8 protein-coding genes and 2 pseudogenes are annotated in these 15510 nt (G+C 40.8%); 2 read left to right on the top strand and 8 right to left on the bottom strand.

The features are described 5' to 3' along the window. Nucleotides 1-103: 103 nt before the first annotated feature. From ACXAD4_RS27275 to ACXAD4_RS27265, 3 genes are all read right to left on the bottom strand, one after another. Nucleotides 104-2956, bottom strand: a complete 2853-nt coding sequence (locus tag ACXAD4_RS27275) for a UvrD-helicase domain-containing protein (protein WP_475245187.1) — start codon at nucleotides 2954-2956, stop codon at nucleotides 104-106. Between the two features lie 786 nt (nucleotides 2957-3742). Continuing rightward, nucleotides 3743-4780, bottom strand: coding sequence for a hypothetical protein (locus ACXAD4_RS27270; RefSeq protein ID WP_475245186.1), 1038 nt, complete (start codon nucleotides 4778-4780; stop codon nucleotides 3743-3745). A 214-nt stretch (nucleotides 4781-4994) separates the two neighbouring features. Next, a complete protein-coding gene (locus ACXAD4_RS27265) occupies nucleotides 4995-5687 on the bottom strand; it encodes an IS6 family transposase (protein WP_475245184.1) in 693 nt (230 codons plus the stop codon). A gap of 439 nt (nucleotides 5688-6126) precedes the next feature. On the opposite strand from ACXAD4_RS27265, the gene ACXAD4_RS27260 reads away from it, so the two are divergent. Beyond that, nucleotides 6127-6639: a hypothetical protein gene (locus tag ACXAD4_RS27260; RefSeq protein WP_475245183.1), complete on the top strand. Its 513-nt coding sequence runs from the start codon at nucleotides 6127-6129 to the stop codon at nucleotides 6637-6639. A gap of 117 nt (nucleotides 6640-6756) precedes the next feature. On the opposite strand, the gene ACXAD4_RS27255 is transcribed toward ACXAD4_RS27260, so the two are convergent. The 3 genes from ACXAD4_RS27255 to ACXAD4_RS27245 are packed head-to-tail and all read right to left on the bottom strand — an operon-like array spanning nucleotide 6757 to nucleotide 10065. Continuing rightward, entirely contained in the window at nucleotides 6757-7671 is a 915-nt protein-coding gene (locus tag ACXAD4_RS27255) for a ferritin-like domain-containing protein (RefSeq protein ID WP_475245182.1), read from the bottom strand. Nucleotides 7672-7687: 16 nt separating this feature from the next. Next, complete coding sequence (locus tag ACXAD4_RS27250) at nucleotides 7688-8374, bottom strand: gluconate 2-dehydrogenase subunit 3 family protein (RefSeq protein WP_475245181.1); 687 nt, start codon at nucleotides 8372-8374, stop codon at nucleotides 7688-7690. 2 nt (nucleotides 8375-8376) lie between these two features. After that, complete coding sequence (locus ACXAD4_RS27245; protein WP_475245180.1) at nucleotides 8377-10065, bottom strand: GMC oxidoreductase; 1689 nt, start codon at nucleotides 10063-10065, stop codon at nucleotides 8377-8379. Nucleotides 10066-10286: 221 nt separating this feature from the next. Between ACXAD4_RS27245 and ACXAD4_RS27240 the strand changes: the two are divergent. Continuing rightward, nucleotides 10287-11436, top strand: a pseudogene (locus tag ACXAD4_RS27240) (IS3 family transposase). Between the two features lie 181 nt (nucleotides 11437-11617). Here ACXAD4_RS27240 and ACXAD4_RS27235 read toward each other — a convergent pair. Together ACXAD4_RS27235 and ltrA are read right to left on the bottom strand one after the other, a co-directional pair. Next, complete coding sequence (locus tag ACXAD4_RS27235; RefSeq protein ID WP_475245179.1) at nucleotides 11618-12703, bottom strand: hypothetical protein; 1086 nt, start codon at nucleotides 12701-12703, stop codon at nucleotides 11618-11620. 697 nt (nucleotides 12704-13400) lie between these two features. Continuing rightward, nucleotides 13401-14872, bottom strand: a pseudogene (gene ltrA / locus ACXAD4_RS27230) (group II intron reverse transcriptase/maturase). Nucleotides 14873-15510: the final 638 nt, after the last annotated feature.

Here is a 15510-nt window from a genome sequence, read left to right as displayed (position 1 = left end):
TAGCAAATTATTAATTGGCGACTTCCCTACAACGTGCCAGTCAAGCTGGCACGTGATATTTACTCTCAGATTCTTTTCGGCTAGTTAGAGTTGTAAGGATAACTTACCCATCATCCTCAACTTTCTGCGTGTTCTTACATGCATCCTGGCTCAGGCTGAATCCGCTGCAACCCCAGAAAGAACCGTATTTCCCAGTTCGCTTTTTCATCGGCCTACCGCATTCATCACATATCTTGAAGGAGTGTGAACAACCTGGATTTTGACATTGGCTAGTGCCACGGGTATCGATTGATGGTGAGCCACACTTCTCGCAACTTCTAGCACGACCGACTTTGCAGCCTTTACCAGTACTACACACATAAAACTGACCATGATGACCCTCGATCCTTTTCAAGTAACCATCAACACAATTTGGGCACTTGAAAATTTTCCGGTAAGCATCTTTGAATGATTCGGAATAAATACCTACCTCATACTTAGGTTCGAGCAGTTCGGTCACAAACTTCGAGGGGGAAGAGGGATCTGCAATGATGTAACACTTCTTCTTGGCCCTAGTGATGCCAACATAGAGCAGGCGTCTTTCTTCGGAGTCTGGGTAGCTATCGAGAGATGGAAGTAAAGCTTCAATGATTGCGTTTTCCTGCGTATCACTTGGGAAACCATTCTTACCCTGTGAAAAGCCAATCAAGATACAATAATCAGCTTCAAGCCCTTTAGACTTATGGAAGCTCCAAAACTGGATATTGTTGCATTGTCTAACACTTGACAGTTTTTCTCTGGCATCACGTAATAAAAAGTTATACCGCGCTATTACAGCGATACTCCCCTTACTGTCTCGACTTCTTATCTTCTTAACGACATCGACCACTTTACTATAAAGTGCATCCTCACCATTGACCTTATCATCCAGCAGGTAGACTTGAGGCTCATCTACTTGAGTATGAGTTTCAATGTCCTTTTTGAACTGGTTCGGGTTCTCCATAACAAAACGGCCGGCGGTCGTTGCGATACTGTTGTTGTACCGGAAGGTTTTCTGCAATTTGGTTTCTGTGTATGGGCCAATGAGTTCAGCAAACCCTGTCGTCAGCTCTAATTTACCTCCAGAAAACCGATAAATGGACTGCCAATCATCCCCAACAACAGTTAACGAAGGAGTATCGCTATGCTCTATGATGGTGTTGACCAAGTTCATACGCGCGGATGATATATCTTGGAACTCATCAATTAAAATATATCGCCACTGAGGTTTGAAACTCCCCTCTTTAACCAACTCTGTTGCTTTGATAATCATGTCATCAAAGTCGATGGAAGCCTGTAACTCAAGTTCTTCAACGTAACCTTGATGTAAAGACCATAAAAGCTCAGTCGCTCCTTCTGGAGAAACAATTTGCTGACTCTCTAGCCTAGTGAATATGTCCTGATACCCAAGTTGCTCGGTTCGAATAGCAGCTAATGCTGTTCGTAGCAAAGCTGAACCCTTACCGACATAGTCACTTTCTTTGAGCGTAGTAAGGATTTCTTCTTCACTTAATGGATTAAACGGCACCCCGGCGTCTTCAAGAAGGAGTTTTAATCGGTCATTCAACGTCCCTTCTTTCCAATCATAATGATAGGTCTCGAGCAAAGTTGTCCCATACGACTCATGCAACTGACGCTTTCGTTTAATCGATTGATTGTACTGTTCGGCGTCGATGTCGGGGCGTGTTGAACCATCACGACTGATGCCAAAGTGCTCTAGGTAAATATCGGTTCCAGAAATATGGAAATCAGGCAGGTAATCAAAGCCAACATCAATCCTTTTCTTAGCTAGATATTGGGCTTCATATTCGTACCCTACACCATTGATAAACAAAAAGTTAGCGATGAGTAACTCTTGATAGCCCTTAACCTTATCACCCTTAAGTGTCGTGAATTCATTATCACGCACATACCTTTGATAGTCAGCAGCATCTGAAAAGCTCAACGGATCAAGGGGAGGATTAAGTAACTCAATTAAAGTTGGGATATTCGCAGTATTCGATGTCAGGTACTCTTGTAGCCAACGGGTGATCCAAATATCTAGCTTGTTATCGGATTCTGCAAATTCGCTCAATCTAATCCTTTCTCCACACCCCTTAAGGATATGGAGTCCAAGAGCATGAAAGGTGGAAGCTTTAGGATCTACTGTTAATTCAATTCGGCTTTTTTCTGCTTTCTCTTTTATTCGTTCTTCAAGTTCAGCTGCTGCTGTCTTGTTATAAGCCAAAATAAGAATTTGATCTGCAGATGCTAATCCCCTATCGATCAAATCAAGAGCTTTAGCGACCATTACTGATGTCTTGCCTGTACCTGCAGCAGCAAGCACCATATTACGGTCGTTATTTCGAATGACGCCCAGTCGTTGCTCCTCCGTTAGAGGATTAGACTCGACTAAGTCATAGAAGTGACCCCTTTGCTCAAGCTGGTACCCTTCATGTATATGCCTAAGAGCTGTAGCCTCTAGTGGATAGGTCTTGCGAATCACATCAACAGTCCTCATCACCGAAGATGAAAAAAAAGATGTCATCGTGAGCCGCTGTCTCATCAAAAATTCAACACGAGAGCATATTTCTGTAAGCTCCGGCAACTTTGAATCCCTGGGGTAATTCACCAAGGCATGTTCATGAAAAGTATCAGCCATTAACTCAACACGTACCTGAACATGTTCAGCGATGTTGCTATTCAACACTTCTATCAGACTCGAGTAATCTCTCTTGCTGAGTCTACTGAAGCTAAGCTGGTCACCAAGACTTAACTTGTAACCAAATATCGACTTTTCGAGGGATGCAAAGTTATCTAAGTCTTTGATAGGAAATGATTGGGTAATCTGGCCTTTCTTAAACAAAGTGATTGTATCAGGAGTTATCTCCAGAGAATCAAACTTGTTTAACCAACGTCCCAAAAGATTGCATGAAATTTGATTAGAGCTCGCTACCACTGCTTACTATCCTGCCTACAACTCAAAGGCGAACGAGTGACTCAGTGAGAATCACTAATAGGGATAGCCGATGCTACCTAAGTATTGATACGGTTTCTATATGGTTCTGGTAACAATTCATGATGGTTACTGATGCAGCAACAAACCTCAAGGTTAAGCACCACTCTTACAAGTTGTAACGCTTGTTGAGCGTTAAACCAAAAGCAGCAGCACCGAAGGAAGTATCATTCGAAGAAGTGCTCAAGTTTGGCAAGCTCGCAGAGGAGCTTTAAGAATAATTCAAAGGCAGACCTGCTGATGCAGCAACCGCCGGCAACCTTGAGACTTTTGCAGCATGTGTAGAGAGTCTGTCGAATTCAGATTACCGAATAGTCCTTAAATAAGCATAGATTTGAATACTTATATTCATCACCGATAACACCCATTGGGTGTAAAAAGTGTGGAGATTTAAGTTTATTCGGTGCAAAAAGTGCGGTGACTCGCTTTTATTCGGTGTAAAAAGTGTCTATTAATAGACTCTATATGAGGAAATGCCATGACTGATGGTAGTCACAAATGCTGCATCCATCACAGGCGTGTTACGAACTCCACCAACACGCCTCTGGACAATTTCGATTTAGAGCTTTTCATAGTTAGTTAATCTTCACATTACTCCTTGTATAGAAAAGTTCTAATTAGTGGTCTTGATTCAGGAAGTGATGATAAATGCACAGTAAAGTAAAAATACGTCAACTTTAAAATAAATCAGCACCAACGTATGTACGTTGGTGCCTATAGATCAACATCTTATATAGATGGGACATTTCCATAGTAGAAATTTGATTGCCCACGTTCACCCCAGGACAGTTTAACCTGAATCGCTTCAACATCTTTACCTGCCGCTCCTGCAGGCCCAACATAGCAATCTACATCACATTGCTGATGACTGTCCCCACGAGCTCCACCTGCTCCACCTGCTCCACCTTTCCCTGTATTACCGGGCTTACCTGGTTTTCCGCCTTTCAGGCTGTAATGTGCTATTTGGTGCCATATATCTATAAACGTATCTTGTGGCCCGAAAAGAATAATATTTAACCCATCACCGCCATCAGCACCATTGCCGGGCTTACCTCCAGAACCACCTTGACCGCCAGAGCCACCACTTCTACACTGGGATCTACACTTAAAGCCATCGATCTTACTAGCGCCTCCTTTTCCTCCTGTCCCACCAGCTTCTCCTTTACCACCATTACCACCATTACCACCATCAATACCATAACCGTGTATCCCAACAGATGTAGATTTAATATCTTCTTTATCCACAATCTTCAGTTCATTAGCAGCGATTATAAGATTTCCGATAAATAACGTTTTACCATCAGCTCCTGAGCCACCATCTTTACCTGTGCCACCAACCTTCCCATTATTATCAAAGCCATATTCGCCTGTTGCCGCTGCAGAATTATGACTGTCACCATGCTGTCCTATTGTTAAATTTGCATATCTAGGATTATTTCGTGAATTTACAATAATCTCTGAATCATGATTATCGCCCTGTAAGATTAGTTTTTCAGCTAAAATAAGTAAGTAATTAGGTGGGATAGTTGTACCTTTATCTGTATGAAAAACAATGGTTGAACCGCTTTCTATGGTTATTACATTGGCGACTAGGGTATTTTCATTGACTTCAAAAGGCTCTGGCCCATTAATTGAAATACTTTCTTTTTTGGTTGCTCTTTCTAAAGCGCCATCAATTATTTTTTTTACTTCATCTTCGGTAAGGGGGGACTCCGATAGCGCCGAAAAAGAAAACAGTATAGAGAAAACAATGAGCAATAACTTCATGATCAACTCCCGACTTTGTAGTATTCGTCTAGAAGTGTAGCTTACGATGTATATATATCTAGCAACGTGAATAGGCATCGATTCAGAAGACACTATAAAGTCTCAAACTATGGGCAGTTTTTTAGCATGGAAAGTATGTTAAATGACTCTTTGCTGAAGTGGGTTATGTCGCAAAGTTATGCTGATGTACAAGCGTACTGATTTCCTGATGCAATTAGGCTGCAAGCGCGTAGAATTCATCCCAAACGGATAAACCATCAGGGTTGTCGAGTTGCCCATTTTTAATCATCGACCACAGTTCTATACTGGCTAATGTGGCCTTTGCGCCTTCGTTAGATTTCCAGCCCAGTGCCTGGTTCATTTTCCCTTTCACTCTGCGATGGCTTTGCTCGACGATATTGTTCAGATACTTAACCTGATGCACTTCAATCAGGTTGAGTATCCTACCAGCCAGCCAAAGTTGGACGTTGATAATATGTAGCGCTAACGCGTTGGCACCACTCTTATCGATCACGACTTTCTCAGGTAAGCCGTTATAACCTATTGCCTTGGTGAAGAAGGCACAAGCAGCTTTCTCGTCGCGACGATCGCACAGTAAAAAATCAATAATACAGCCGTACTTATCGACGGCTCGGTAGTAATACTTCCACTGACCTTTGACGTTAATGTAAGTCTCGTCCATCCGCCACGAAACAGCGACAGGCTTCTTTCTTCTGCGAGCTCGGTGCTCTAGTAATGGCGCATATTTGATGACCCACCAGTTGATGGTTGAGTGATCAGCATCGATACCTCGTTCAGCAAATATCTCTTCAATTTCACGGTAGCTGAGTTTGTAAGAAACGTAATAGCGAATAGCCTGAAGGATGATGCAGGAAGGAAAGTGGCGACCAGAAAAGTTGATAGTCATAAGGTAGGAGGTAATGAGTACTGGCCGGAATCATAACTCAACATCCAGTTTGCGACAAAACCGATAATTGTACAACAGCTTGTTGCACAATTGCCAAGACAACTAAGACCATCAGCTAACCTTATCTTCAAGGAAGTGCGCTTAAACACGTTTCGGGGCAATCTTGTGTTACAAGAAGTTGCTAAGCTAACGAACGTTAGGCTACTGAAGAATTTGGTTCTACGACCTAGGCTCTCAGACACGTTTTTGAGCAGATCTGAGCTAGCACAGCTTGGGGGGTAAATATCTAACCTTGCCGAAGACAACCACATTGTCAGTCGCTAACCAGCCAAATCAATCGCCAATATGCAGGGGTTGCACTATTTGTAGCTATGGCAAATTAGAGTCATGCGAGACAGGAATTGCCTTTACTCAATACAGCCAAACTAAGGTACAAGCCATGCAAATTAAAATGTTCACATCAAACCATTGCGATATCATTCGCAAAAAAGTTGATGCTGCCCTCGTTGATGTATCCAAAGAGGTCGGCATTGAGATCAAACTGAGTAAAATGACCTATGGTGATTTCCACATCAAATCTCCATTAACGATTACAATCGCTGGTGGTGACTCTAAAGAGCTGATCGACCTTAAACATAGACTAGATATTTTCAATTTAGAAGAGTCGGATCTAGATGTAGTATTCAAGTTGAACCGAGAAGAATTTAAGCTGACTGGTTTCAAGCCAAAAGCCACAAAGAACAACGCTATTATCACCCGATTAAAAGATGGTAATACCTTCGTCTGCTCGATTGATACGGCTAGGCGAGCCATCCAAGCCGCTAAACAACAATATATCCGCGATGCAAACCATGAAAAAAGGATCCGTTGGTTCCTTTTCAAGTCTCAGGTAATAAAATTGCGCTTCTCAATCAATCTAACTCTAAAAATAAAATATATTTTCAATCGATAAAATCATTGTAACGAACTAACACACTGCAACATTAATTATTTTTAGCAAAGTAAAAATATATAACCCAAATAACCAGAATGTTAGCAGTTAAGTTTTTATCGTTTGTTCATTACAATATCATTCCAACCACTCAAACGTCGGGGTAATGCCTTTTTTTATAAGATTTTTTCCTTCTATCTTTAAATGAAACATTGTCGATACATTCAGTTCGTGGCCATTCAACCAGCAATTTTCGAGCTCCTTTAATAATTTTGTCAAGATCCGATGAAACTTAACCAGGTCTGTTTTATCAACAACCAAGGCTTGGGAGTTATGAACTTTTGGAAAGTATATTCTTGAGCCCGTAAAAAACCAACCGCTATCCTCTTTGACAAGCTTACGCTGAAAGTAAATTTCTTTAAATAAGTAATAATGGGCAAAATTATGGCCATCGGACGTTGGATTTAACGGGGATTTTGGACAGCCTTCTCCCTCTAGCATAATTCTTTCAATAATCGTAACAGCGTCCTTAAAAGATTTTATGCGTGGCGATAACTCAACAAAGATTTGATTGTAATTTTGTTTTATTTTTGGCCTAAGTGATATCAATGAATCTATTATTGTTTCATAAAATTCCCCAATAGAATATTCATTTAACTTATCTTCATCAGAGGAAAAATTAGGCTGTTCAATTTCTAAAAATACTTTGACCTGATCAAATGAAAGTGGTGCCAAATGAGCGGGTCTACTTAACGGTATTTTACCAGGCAATTCATGTAATGGATATTGAGGCAGAAATTTTTTATTAGCAAAATCTGGCTTACCTCCAATTGCAGATAATACATTCCCGACCAATGCAAAATGATTCATTTCCTGACCAACAATATGATGAAACACCCCCTCAACTCGATCGGGATCTTCCTTTATAGACCACTGAGCACACAAATATAATGGAATAGTAGAAAACTCTAACTTCATAGCAAGATGTAATGCTTCTTTTAAATCATTCAGATTGTTAATTCCATTTTGACAACATTCATTAATTGAACGCATTTTTGTTATCCTATTTTTATAGACCTAACTTTTTTAGTTCTTTTTCTACTAATGCTAACACATTACAAGGTATCTCCCGAGGTCGATTAAGCGGTAGATTGCCTCTATATCCCAACTCTCTCATTCCAGCCTCAGAAGTAAAATAACCCCCAATCACTAAATAACGAAATCTTAGGAAAAATTCTTTCCCCACATCATTAGATTGGATCATTTCATCGAGCAGTGTTTTTTGATTATTTACCTTTAAATCAAAATAATCGATGCCATATTTTTGATTTGAGTAATTGTTTAAATATTCCAAGCCTTGAAGTAGCATGTTTCTATCACGTTGCTGCTTTGAATATGGTGCACTAAGCCATTCATCAAAAAAGTCAGATATATTAATTTCACTAGGAGCAGGGAAATCTTCTGTCGAAGGCAAAATAAGATCACTAAGTGAACTTACAATTCTTTTTTCAACCTCGGTTAATGTCATACCCCAGGTGGTAATTGGAGTTATTAAATTTGGATCCGTACCATATTTTTCTCCTTTGTAATTGGTATAAGTATTTACAGGAGATTTTTCGTTATTCCACTGAGTGTAAAGGCTAGAGTTTAAAACTCTTTTGTGTTTTTCAACAAAGAAATCTACTTGTAGATAAGAACTTGCAACTCCTAACAAAGGTTCTTCATCTTCCAAGTCATTTTGAAAATTGTAGTTCATTACTATATCCCCAACTCTTTTGAAAGTTTCAAAATCTGGTTAGCTCCACGCTTCGCTAACGCTAATATCGTCAATGTTGGGTTCTTGTCTGGCATAGAAGTAAAAATTGCACTGTCCAATACAAACACATTCTGACAATCCCAGCAGCGTCCGTAACTATCGACAACGGAATCATTTTTATCAAACCCCATACGAGCGCCACCAGATTCGTGAACAGAGCTTCCACCTGCAGGCATTTTTGAAGGTAATGAGCTAGTATTTCCTCCGAGAGATTTAAATACATCATTGAATGTATTATGCATATGTACCCATTGATTCCTCTCTTCCTCGCCCCACTTCCAATGAAAACGTAAAACGGGAACCCCCCATTTATCAGTAACATCTGGGTCAAGTTCACAAAAACAGTCCTCATTTGGTATCATTTCACCTTCACCAGTAAGAAAAACTTTACTTGCATAACGCTTCGCCGCTTTTTCCCTTAACCCATTACCGTAAAGAAAGTCAGAACTTTTAACATATCCACCAACATAAACCGTAGGCATTCTTCGGCCACCTCTCGGCTCAATATGGTAACCTCTTCGAAAACCTAACTTGTCGGCTTTTTGATCTTGATATAACCACCAAGGAATATAGATATGAGGAGCAAACATACCATCGTCGTTCTGAGGCGGAATCTTTTCTAACATAGGTATATATGACGACCTTGTATATTCAACTGAATCCAAAATATATTTACCTAGGAAGCCAGAAGAATTTCCTATTCCATCTGGATAAGTCTCAGACTTTGAATTCAGAAGTATTCTTGTTGATGAGAAAGCACCAGCAGCTAACACAATCGTTTTTCCATTAACCGAAATATGTTTATTAGTGTTAGTATCGAAAAAATTAACCCCTTTTGCTTTTCCTGCTTTGTCTACATTTATTTGATAGACAGACGCATTACAAATAGTTGTAAGATTACCAGTAGCAGTAGCCTGAGGAATTAGAACAGTAGTGCTTTGAAAGTTTGAATTTGTAGAGCACCCTCTAGTACATTGAGTTGCATACATACATTCTGGCCTACCCTTATGCGGCTTAGTTAATATTGCAGCATGCATTGATGCGGTCTTTGCTCCCAACTTTTTAAATGCTCTGGATAACACCAACTCATGAACTCTTAGGGGCGGCGGCGGTAACAAAATACCTTCTGGCGAATCTGGTGAGTTTTCCAAGTGCTCAGTTTTACCAGTCACTCCTATATGCTCTTCAACTGCATCATACCAAGGTGCGATATCTTCATAACTTATTGGCCAGTCATAGCCTAATCCATCTCTCGTTCTAGGTTTAAAGTCGTACTTACCAAATCGAAGAGAAACTCTTCCCCAATGATTGGTTCGTCCGCCTAACATTCTAGGCCTCCACCAAACAAAATCGTCAGAGCCATCTGCTACTGTATAAGGCTCACCAGAAACGGAGAAGCCACCGTTAACCGTTGCATCATAAAACCCTGCAGGCTTATCATCAGTTGGAAAGCCTCTAAGTGGAGCCTGTTCAGGTGACTGAAACATAGCAGTTTCTGTCTGTGGGTCATAATTTCTACCAATTTCAAGCATTAAAACTTTTTTGCCCGCCAAAGTTAGGTCATAAGCTGCAATCCCTCCTGCGGCTCCGGAACCAACAATTATTACGTCATAAAGTTCTTTTATGTTCATTGCTTATGACCCTGTACTTTACCTATTGAGGTTAAACTTAATATCAGAATAGATATATTCTAATAAAATCATTACTTGAACCTGTATTTAAAAGTAATCACAACAAGATAAATTATCAATATTTTGAGGGATAGATTAGTCAAATAAGTCACAAAAAATTGAATAGCCACCGACTTGATAAACACCTTTTGTTAGACAAAATAACTAATAAAGAGGTGCTTATGAACAGCAAACGATATCCAGAAGAATTTAAAATTGAAGCCGTAAAACAGGTTACAGAAAAAGGTCATAGCGTGGCCGATGTTGCGAATCGTTTAGGGACAACGACTCATAGCCTTTATGCTTGGATCAAGCGCTACGGCCCTGACTCCTCCCAATACCAAGCCCAGTCTGATGAAAGTGCAGAAATCCGCCGACTCAAAAAGGAATTACAAAGAGTCACCGAAGAACGAGACATATTAAAAAAAGCCGCGGTGTACTTCGCAAGCCAGTCCGACTGAGGTACGCCTTTATTAAAGCCAACCAACCTATTTGGTCTGTTCGGCGCATGTGCAAAGTGCTTGGCATACATCCCAGCGGATATTATGCCTGGCTTAAGCAGCCCGACAGTAGACAGGAAAAGCGGCGCAAACACCTTCTCGGGCTGATCAAACAGTTTTGGCTGGAGTCTGGCGGAGTTTATGGTTACCGAAAGATATACAGGGATCTGCGTGTTGAAGGTGAGTTCTGTGGAATTAACCAGGTTCACCGCTTGATGAAACGAGAAGGCATACAGTCGCAGAGAGGCTACCGAAAACCCAGAGCGAAAGCAGGTGGTGAAAATGTTGTGGCTGCTAATAAATTGGCTAGAGAGTTTAACCCTTCCGCTCCGAATCAATCTTGGGTCACTGATATTACGTATATAAAAACTCACGAGGGTTGGCTATACCTAGCCGTCGTAGTTAACCTTTTCTCTCGACGGGTAATTGGTTGGTCTATGAAGAGCAGAATAACTAAAGAGCTAGCTCTTGATGCACTTCTAATGGCTATATGGCGGCGCTCGCCGGTAGTAAATGTACTTGTGCATTCAGACCAAGGAAGCCAGTACACGAGCCATGATTGGGATAGTTTTTAAAACAACATGGACTTGAATCAAGTATGAGTCGCCGAGGCAACTGCCATGATAATGCTGTCGCCGAAAGCTTTTTCCAACTGCTAAAAAGAGAAAGAATTAAGCGGAAGATATACTCCACTCGAGAAGAAGCTCGGACGGATATCTTCGAATATATAGAGATGTTCTACAACGTTAAACGTAGACACGGTTCCAATAACCAGTTGTCGCCTGTAGAGTATGAAAAGCAGTACAAAGAAAGGCTAACTAGTGTCTACTGAGTCGGTGGCTATTCATTAAGTCGAAATAGAGCCCCTTATCTCTCAGATAACTATTTCTATTCCAAATCAGTCGAGCCGCCTAAAAACAACAGACCAATTCATTACATCACTACAATTGAAATTACCATAGTATTTTCTCTGACATCGATAACTAGTGGCTGCATATTTTGATGTAAAATTCCTATAAACCTAATAAGTAGTTGTCAATATTCGGTATATAAATACCGATAAAGTCGTGGTCTTTATTATAGTTTTCTTTTGAATATGATGAATCGCTTTCACCGAATGACACAGATTTGCAGATTAAATCGTTTTCTGCACATAGATATTTGTAACTATCTCTCCAGTAAAATACTTCAGATTTTTGTAGTGGCGGGCCAGTTAACACCCAAGACAAATTATCTTTCGCCTTGCCGTTAGTCATCGCATTTGCCATAAGTAGCGCATTCCTAGCAATTAAACATCCTTGTGAATGTGTTACGATTCTAATTCGTTCTTTTGTATTTGCGAACAAATATGCAACTTGCCGTGTTGTAGGATTCGCCTGATGATACTTTATTGGCAGTGGTAGAAGTGGCCAAATCCGATCATATGACGACTCCAATAGATCATTTTGTATGTTTGATGTACTGTTATATATTAGCCCGACTGGCTTCTGTAATTTTTGAGACAAGGCGGTTGCTTCTTTTATTGCTTTATCTTTTGTTGTTAACATTCCGTTTACATAGTAGACAATTTCTCCGTCCAGATCATCATTTATCCTGATAATAACTGGACTCATCAAGCTGCCGCTATCTCCGGAGAAGTGATTGTATATTTTTACTGGATTTGATAGTAAGTTTATTTTATTCTCATTAAATACGTGCTGGACTGTGGCGTGAAAACGCTCAACAAATACATCTTCGTATTGACCAGAATCAATCGCTTTATATAACTTTTCTACGTAGTCTTTCTCAATGTTAATCGAAGTACCTATATAATTAACTGCCTCTATAAAACGCACATCAACTGCGATAAGATCCTTTATTAAGTCAGGGTCAACACCCCCAGCTTTTGTTGATTTTTCAACGGCAGCCACCCCTGGAGGGGAATCTATTTTACTCGCATCGACTATAACCTCCGTTGGGGTTTTGATCTTCGTCTCTTTGATTTTTCCATCTAATTTCCCATCGGCTCTATCAATAAAAACAATTGCTTGCGCTGGATTGGATATTGCTAAGAATATGAAAATGAATATCGCCACGTATTTAATTCGATAAATAATCATTACCTACCCCACATGAGCTTTGTGCATAACATTTTATTAGTCGGCGATCTCGCTTTTCTAGCACCTCCACCACCCAAAATCCTTCTAACCAACATCTCAACAGCTATTTTCCAATCGCAGAAATAGTGCCTACCCAAATTTTAGATATACCACCCACTTATATCCAACAATAAGTGTAGGCTTGAAAACCCAAACTTACTAAAATATTGATTCAGATAGAAATAGTGGTCAACTTACTGATATTCTTTAGCTTCAACAGAGAAACAAACTGTATAAAACACAAGCATCATGACATTTAAGTGTAGGTGATTATGGCAAGTTAGTTTTAGGTAAAGTTCGGCAAAACTTTAGGCTTCGATGGTATTATCTAAAATCAGAGATTTAATATCTGCATGAGGTACGCATGTTCATCCGTTATTATAAAAAGGAGATGAAAGCATAATATGTGCCTAGGACTAACAGTAGGTAATCTAGGTTTCTCACATCTTAACAATTCTGAAGCCTATCTTAGGACTTATGACATTAGAAATGTGTAGAACAAACGGAGAGATTGTTAGGTATGCTCATTTGGTTGAAACAAACAATGGTCAAGTAGACGACACTTGTTACCAAGTGCCGCCCCTCTAAGAACCGTACGTGCAACTTTCACTGCATACGGCTCAAGCTTCCACTAAGGCATCGTTTGACACCCAGCAACTTATAAAGCAGTTAGAGCAGGATCAACCCATGAGTTACGAGCTTGTCTTTTTGACTTCCGCTTTGCCAAGTATTCTTGGTATTCAGGGTAAAAGGAGTCGCCGCACTCCTGATTTTCACATGTCGCTCGATGGGCACTTTTGCTATTTGGAATAGGTTGAACAGGCAATCCATGTTCATGATCTTCTGCCAGCCGTGAATTTTCCATTGGCCTTTACGGTTGAGGAAGTATTTATGAACAACCCAGTCCTTGGGCTTGGTTGGATGACGTCTAACTGCCCAGTGCCATAATGCTTGGAATAGTTTGTGGCCGACATACCCGAATACTTGTTTTGCTACGCAATGGCGATAGTAATTCGCCCACCCCCTAAGTTTTGGATTTATCAGCTTGATAAGATCGTTAACATGGACGCTTGCGTGCTTTTTAATGAGTTCACGTAGGTTTCTCAAAAATAACAACGTGTTGGATTTGCTCGATTTAATAAGCAATTTTCCTTTGTACTTCCTATGGTTGAAGCCAAGAAAGTCAAAGCCATCATTAATGTGAGTAAGCTTCGTTTTCTCTACGGAGAGGGTTAACCCTCTTTCTGCCAGAAAATCAGAAATCAACGGTTTGATGTCGTTCACTAGCACTTCCTTTGAAGAGCAGGTGACCACGAAATCATCTGCGTAACCAATAAAGTTGGCTCTAGCGCTCTTTTTGAGCGCAGTGGATTTTATGCACTGCTCTAGCCCTGCGAGAGTCATTAACATCAAGGTCGGAGATATGATTCCGCCTTGTGGTGTACCCTCATCAGTATCATAGAACAGACCTTTGTCCATAAAGCCAGACTTTAGCCATTGTTCCAACATTCGCTTATCTACAGCGATGTTATCAAGAAGCCATTGATGGCCGATCTTGTCGAAACAGGCTTTGATATCCCCTTCAAGTACCCATTTGGCTGATTTCTTTAGAGCCAAACATTTGAAGCATTGACTGACTGCGTCAGCAGTACTGCGATTAGGTCTAAATCCATAACTGTTGGGGTCAGCAAGTGTTTCAGACACAGGCTCTAGTGCTAGTAGATGGAGTGCTTGTTGTGCTCTATCAATCATGCATGGAATGCCTAATGGCCTGAGTTTGCCGTTCTTTTTGGGAATGTAGATGCGTTTAAGTGGTTTCGCTTTATAAGTCTTGCGACTAAGCTGATTGACTGCTTTCATACGGCGTGCATCTGTGTTCCAGATGACACCATCTATTCCAGGCGTTTTACTGCCTTTGTTTTGAGATACTCGCCTAACCGCAAGAAGCTTAGCTGAGCGAGAATGAGTTAAGAGCCACTGTAAGGAGTTCACCTTACCGTATTTCTTTTCTCTAGTTGCTTTTGCGATACGCATTTGAAGCTTTAATACGTGCGTTTCAACGGATTTCCAGTCTATTGACTGCCATTGAGCACCGTCAGAAGATGCACTAATCTCTTTCGAGATCACCATTTGCTTTTCTCCTTAAATAAAGTTCTTCAAATTCTCTCGCAAAGGGAGACCAGTCGGAAGTGGGCTCACTTTCGTGATCAGGTATCAACCTGTATCTGCATCATTACAACACAGCTTTCGCTTTTTCCGACCTCCTTTACCTGCATCACTATCGGCCACAAAGGCTTTCCCATAGGGAGCGATACAGGCTTACCCTGTTCCGTATGTTACGTAAATGTCAGGTTAGATGCCCACTCTAGTGCGGGGAGCGTGTCGATCACGAAAGAGCATTGCCCAATCCCTTTCCAACTCCCATTGCCTTTTGGCTACAGCGTAATAACCACTTCCGCTGCTTCATCACATAACGCACCTTGGATGGATTCACATTTGTTCATCGTACTGACTACCTAGCACTCACCCGATTTGTGTGGTTATCAGGAGGATCGCCCTCTCACGATTCAGATCCCGAGAGATTTAAATCACTCTTCGTTACATTGTCTGAGCCGCTGCTTTATTCAGGCTCATAGGTTCATCTGGTGATACAGATGGTTCACTCATTAAGCGGTGAACAACGCTTCATACGACTTCAGGTCGCACGGGCAATCTTGAGTTACAAGATGTTGCTAAGCTAACGAACGTTAGCCTAACGTTCGTTAGCT

This window comes from Photobacterium sp. AWH4_225, assembly GCF_056158405.1.
Note: the sequence above shows the minus strand (reverse complement) of the source record. Positions and strands in the feature narration are given on the sequence as shown.

What these genes read in the sequence shown, in the direction of transcription:
- ACXAD4_RS27255 (WP_475245182.1), bottom strand. Translation starts at nt 7,671, where the DNA reads ATGCGTTCAATTAATGAATGTTGTCAAAATGGAATTAACAATCTGAAT.
- ACXAD4_RS27250 (WP_475245181.1), bottom strand. Translation starts at nt 8,374, where the DNA reads ATGAACTACAATTTTCAAAATGACTTGGAAGATGAAGAACCTTTGTTA.
- ACXAD4_RS27235 (WP_475245179.1), bottom strand. Translation starts at nt 12,703, where the DNA reads ATGATTATTTATCGAATTAAATACGTGGCGATATTCATTTTCATATTC.
- ACXAD4_RS27260 (WP_475245183.1), top strand. Translation starts at nt 6,127, where the DNA reads ATGCAAATTAAAATGTTCACATCAAACCATTGCGATATCATTCGCAAA.
- ACXAD4_RS27265 (WP_475245184.1), bottom strand. Translation starts at nt 5,687, where the DNA reads ATGACTATCAACTTTTCTGGTCGCCACTTTCCTTCCTGCATCATCCTT.
- ACXAD4_RS27270 (WP_475245186.1), bottom strand. Translation starts at nt 4,780, where the DNA reads ATGAAGTTATTGCTCATTGTTTTCTCTATACTGTTTTCTTTTTCGGCG.
- ACXAD4_RS27245 (WP_475245180.1), bottom strand. Translation starts at nt 10,065, where the DNA reads ATGAACATAAAAGAACTTTATGACGTAATAATTGTTGGTTCCGGAGCC.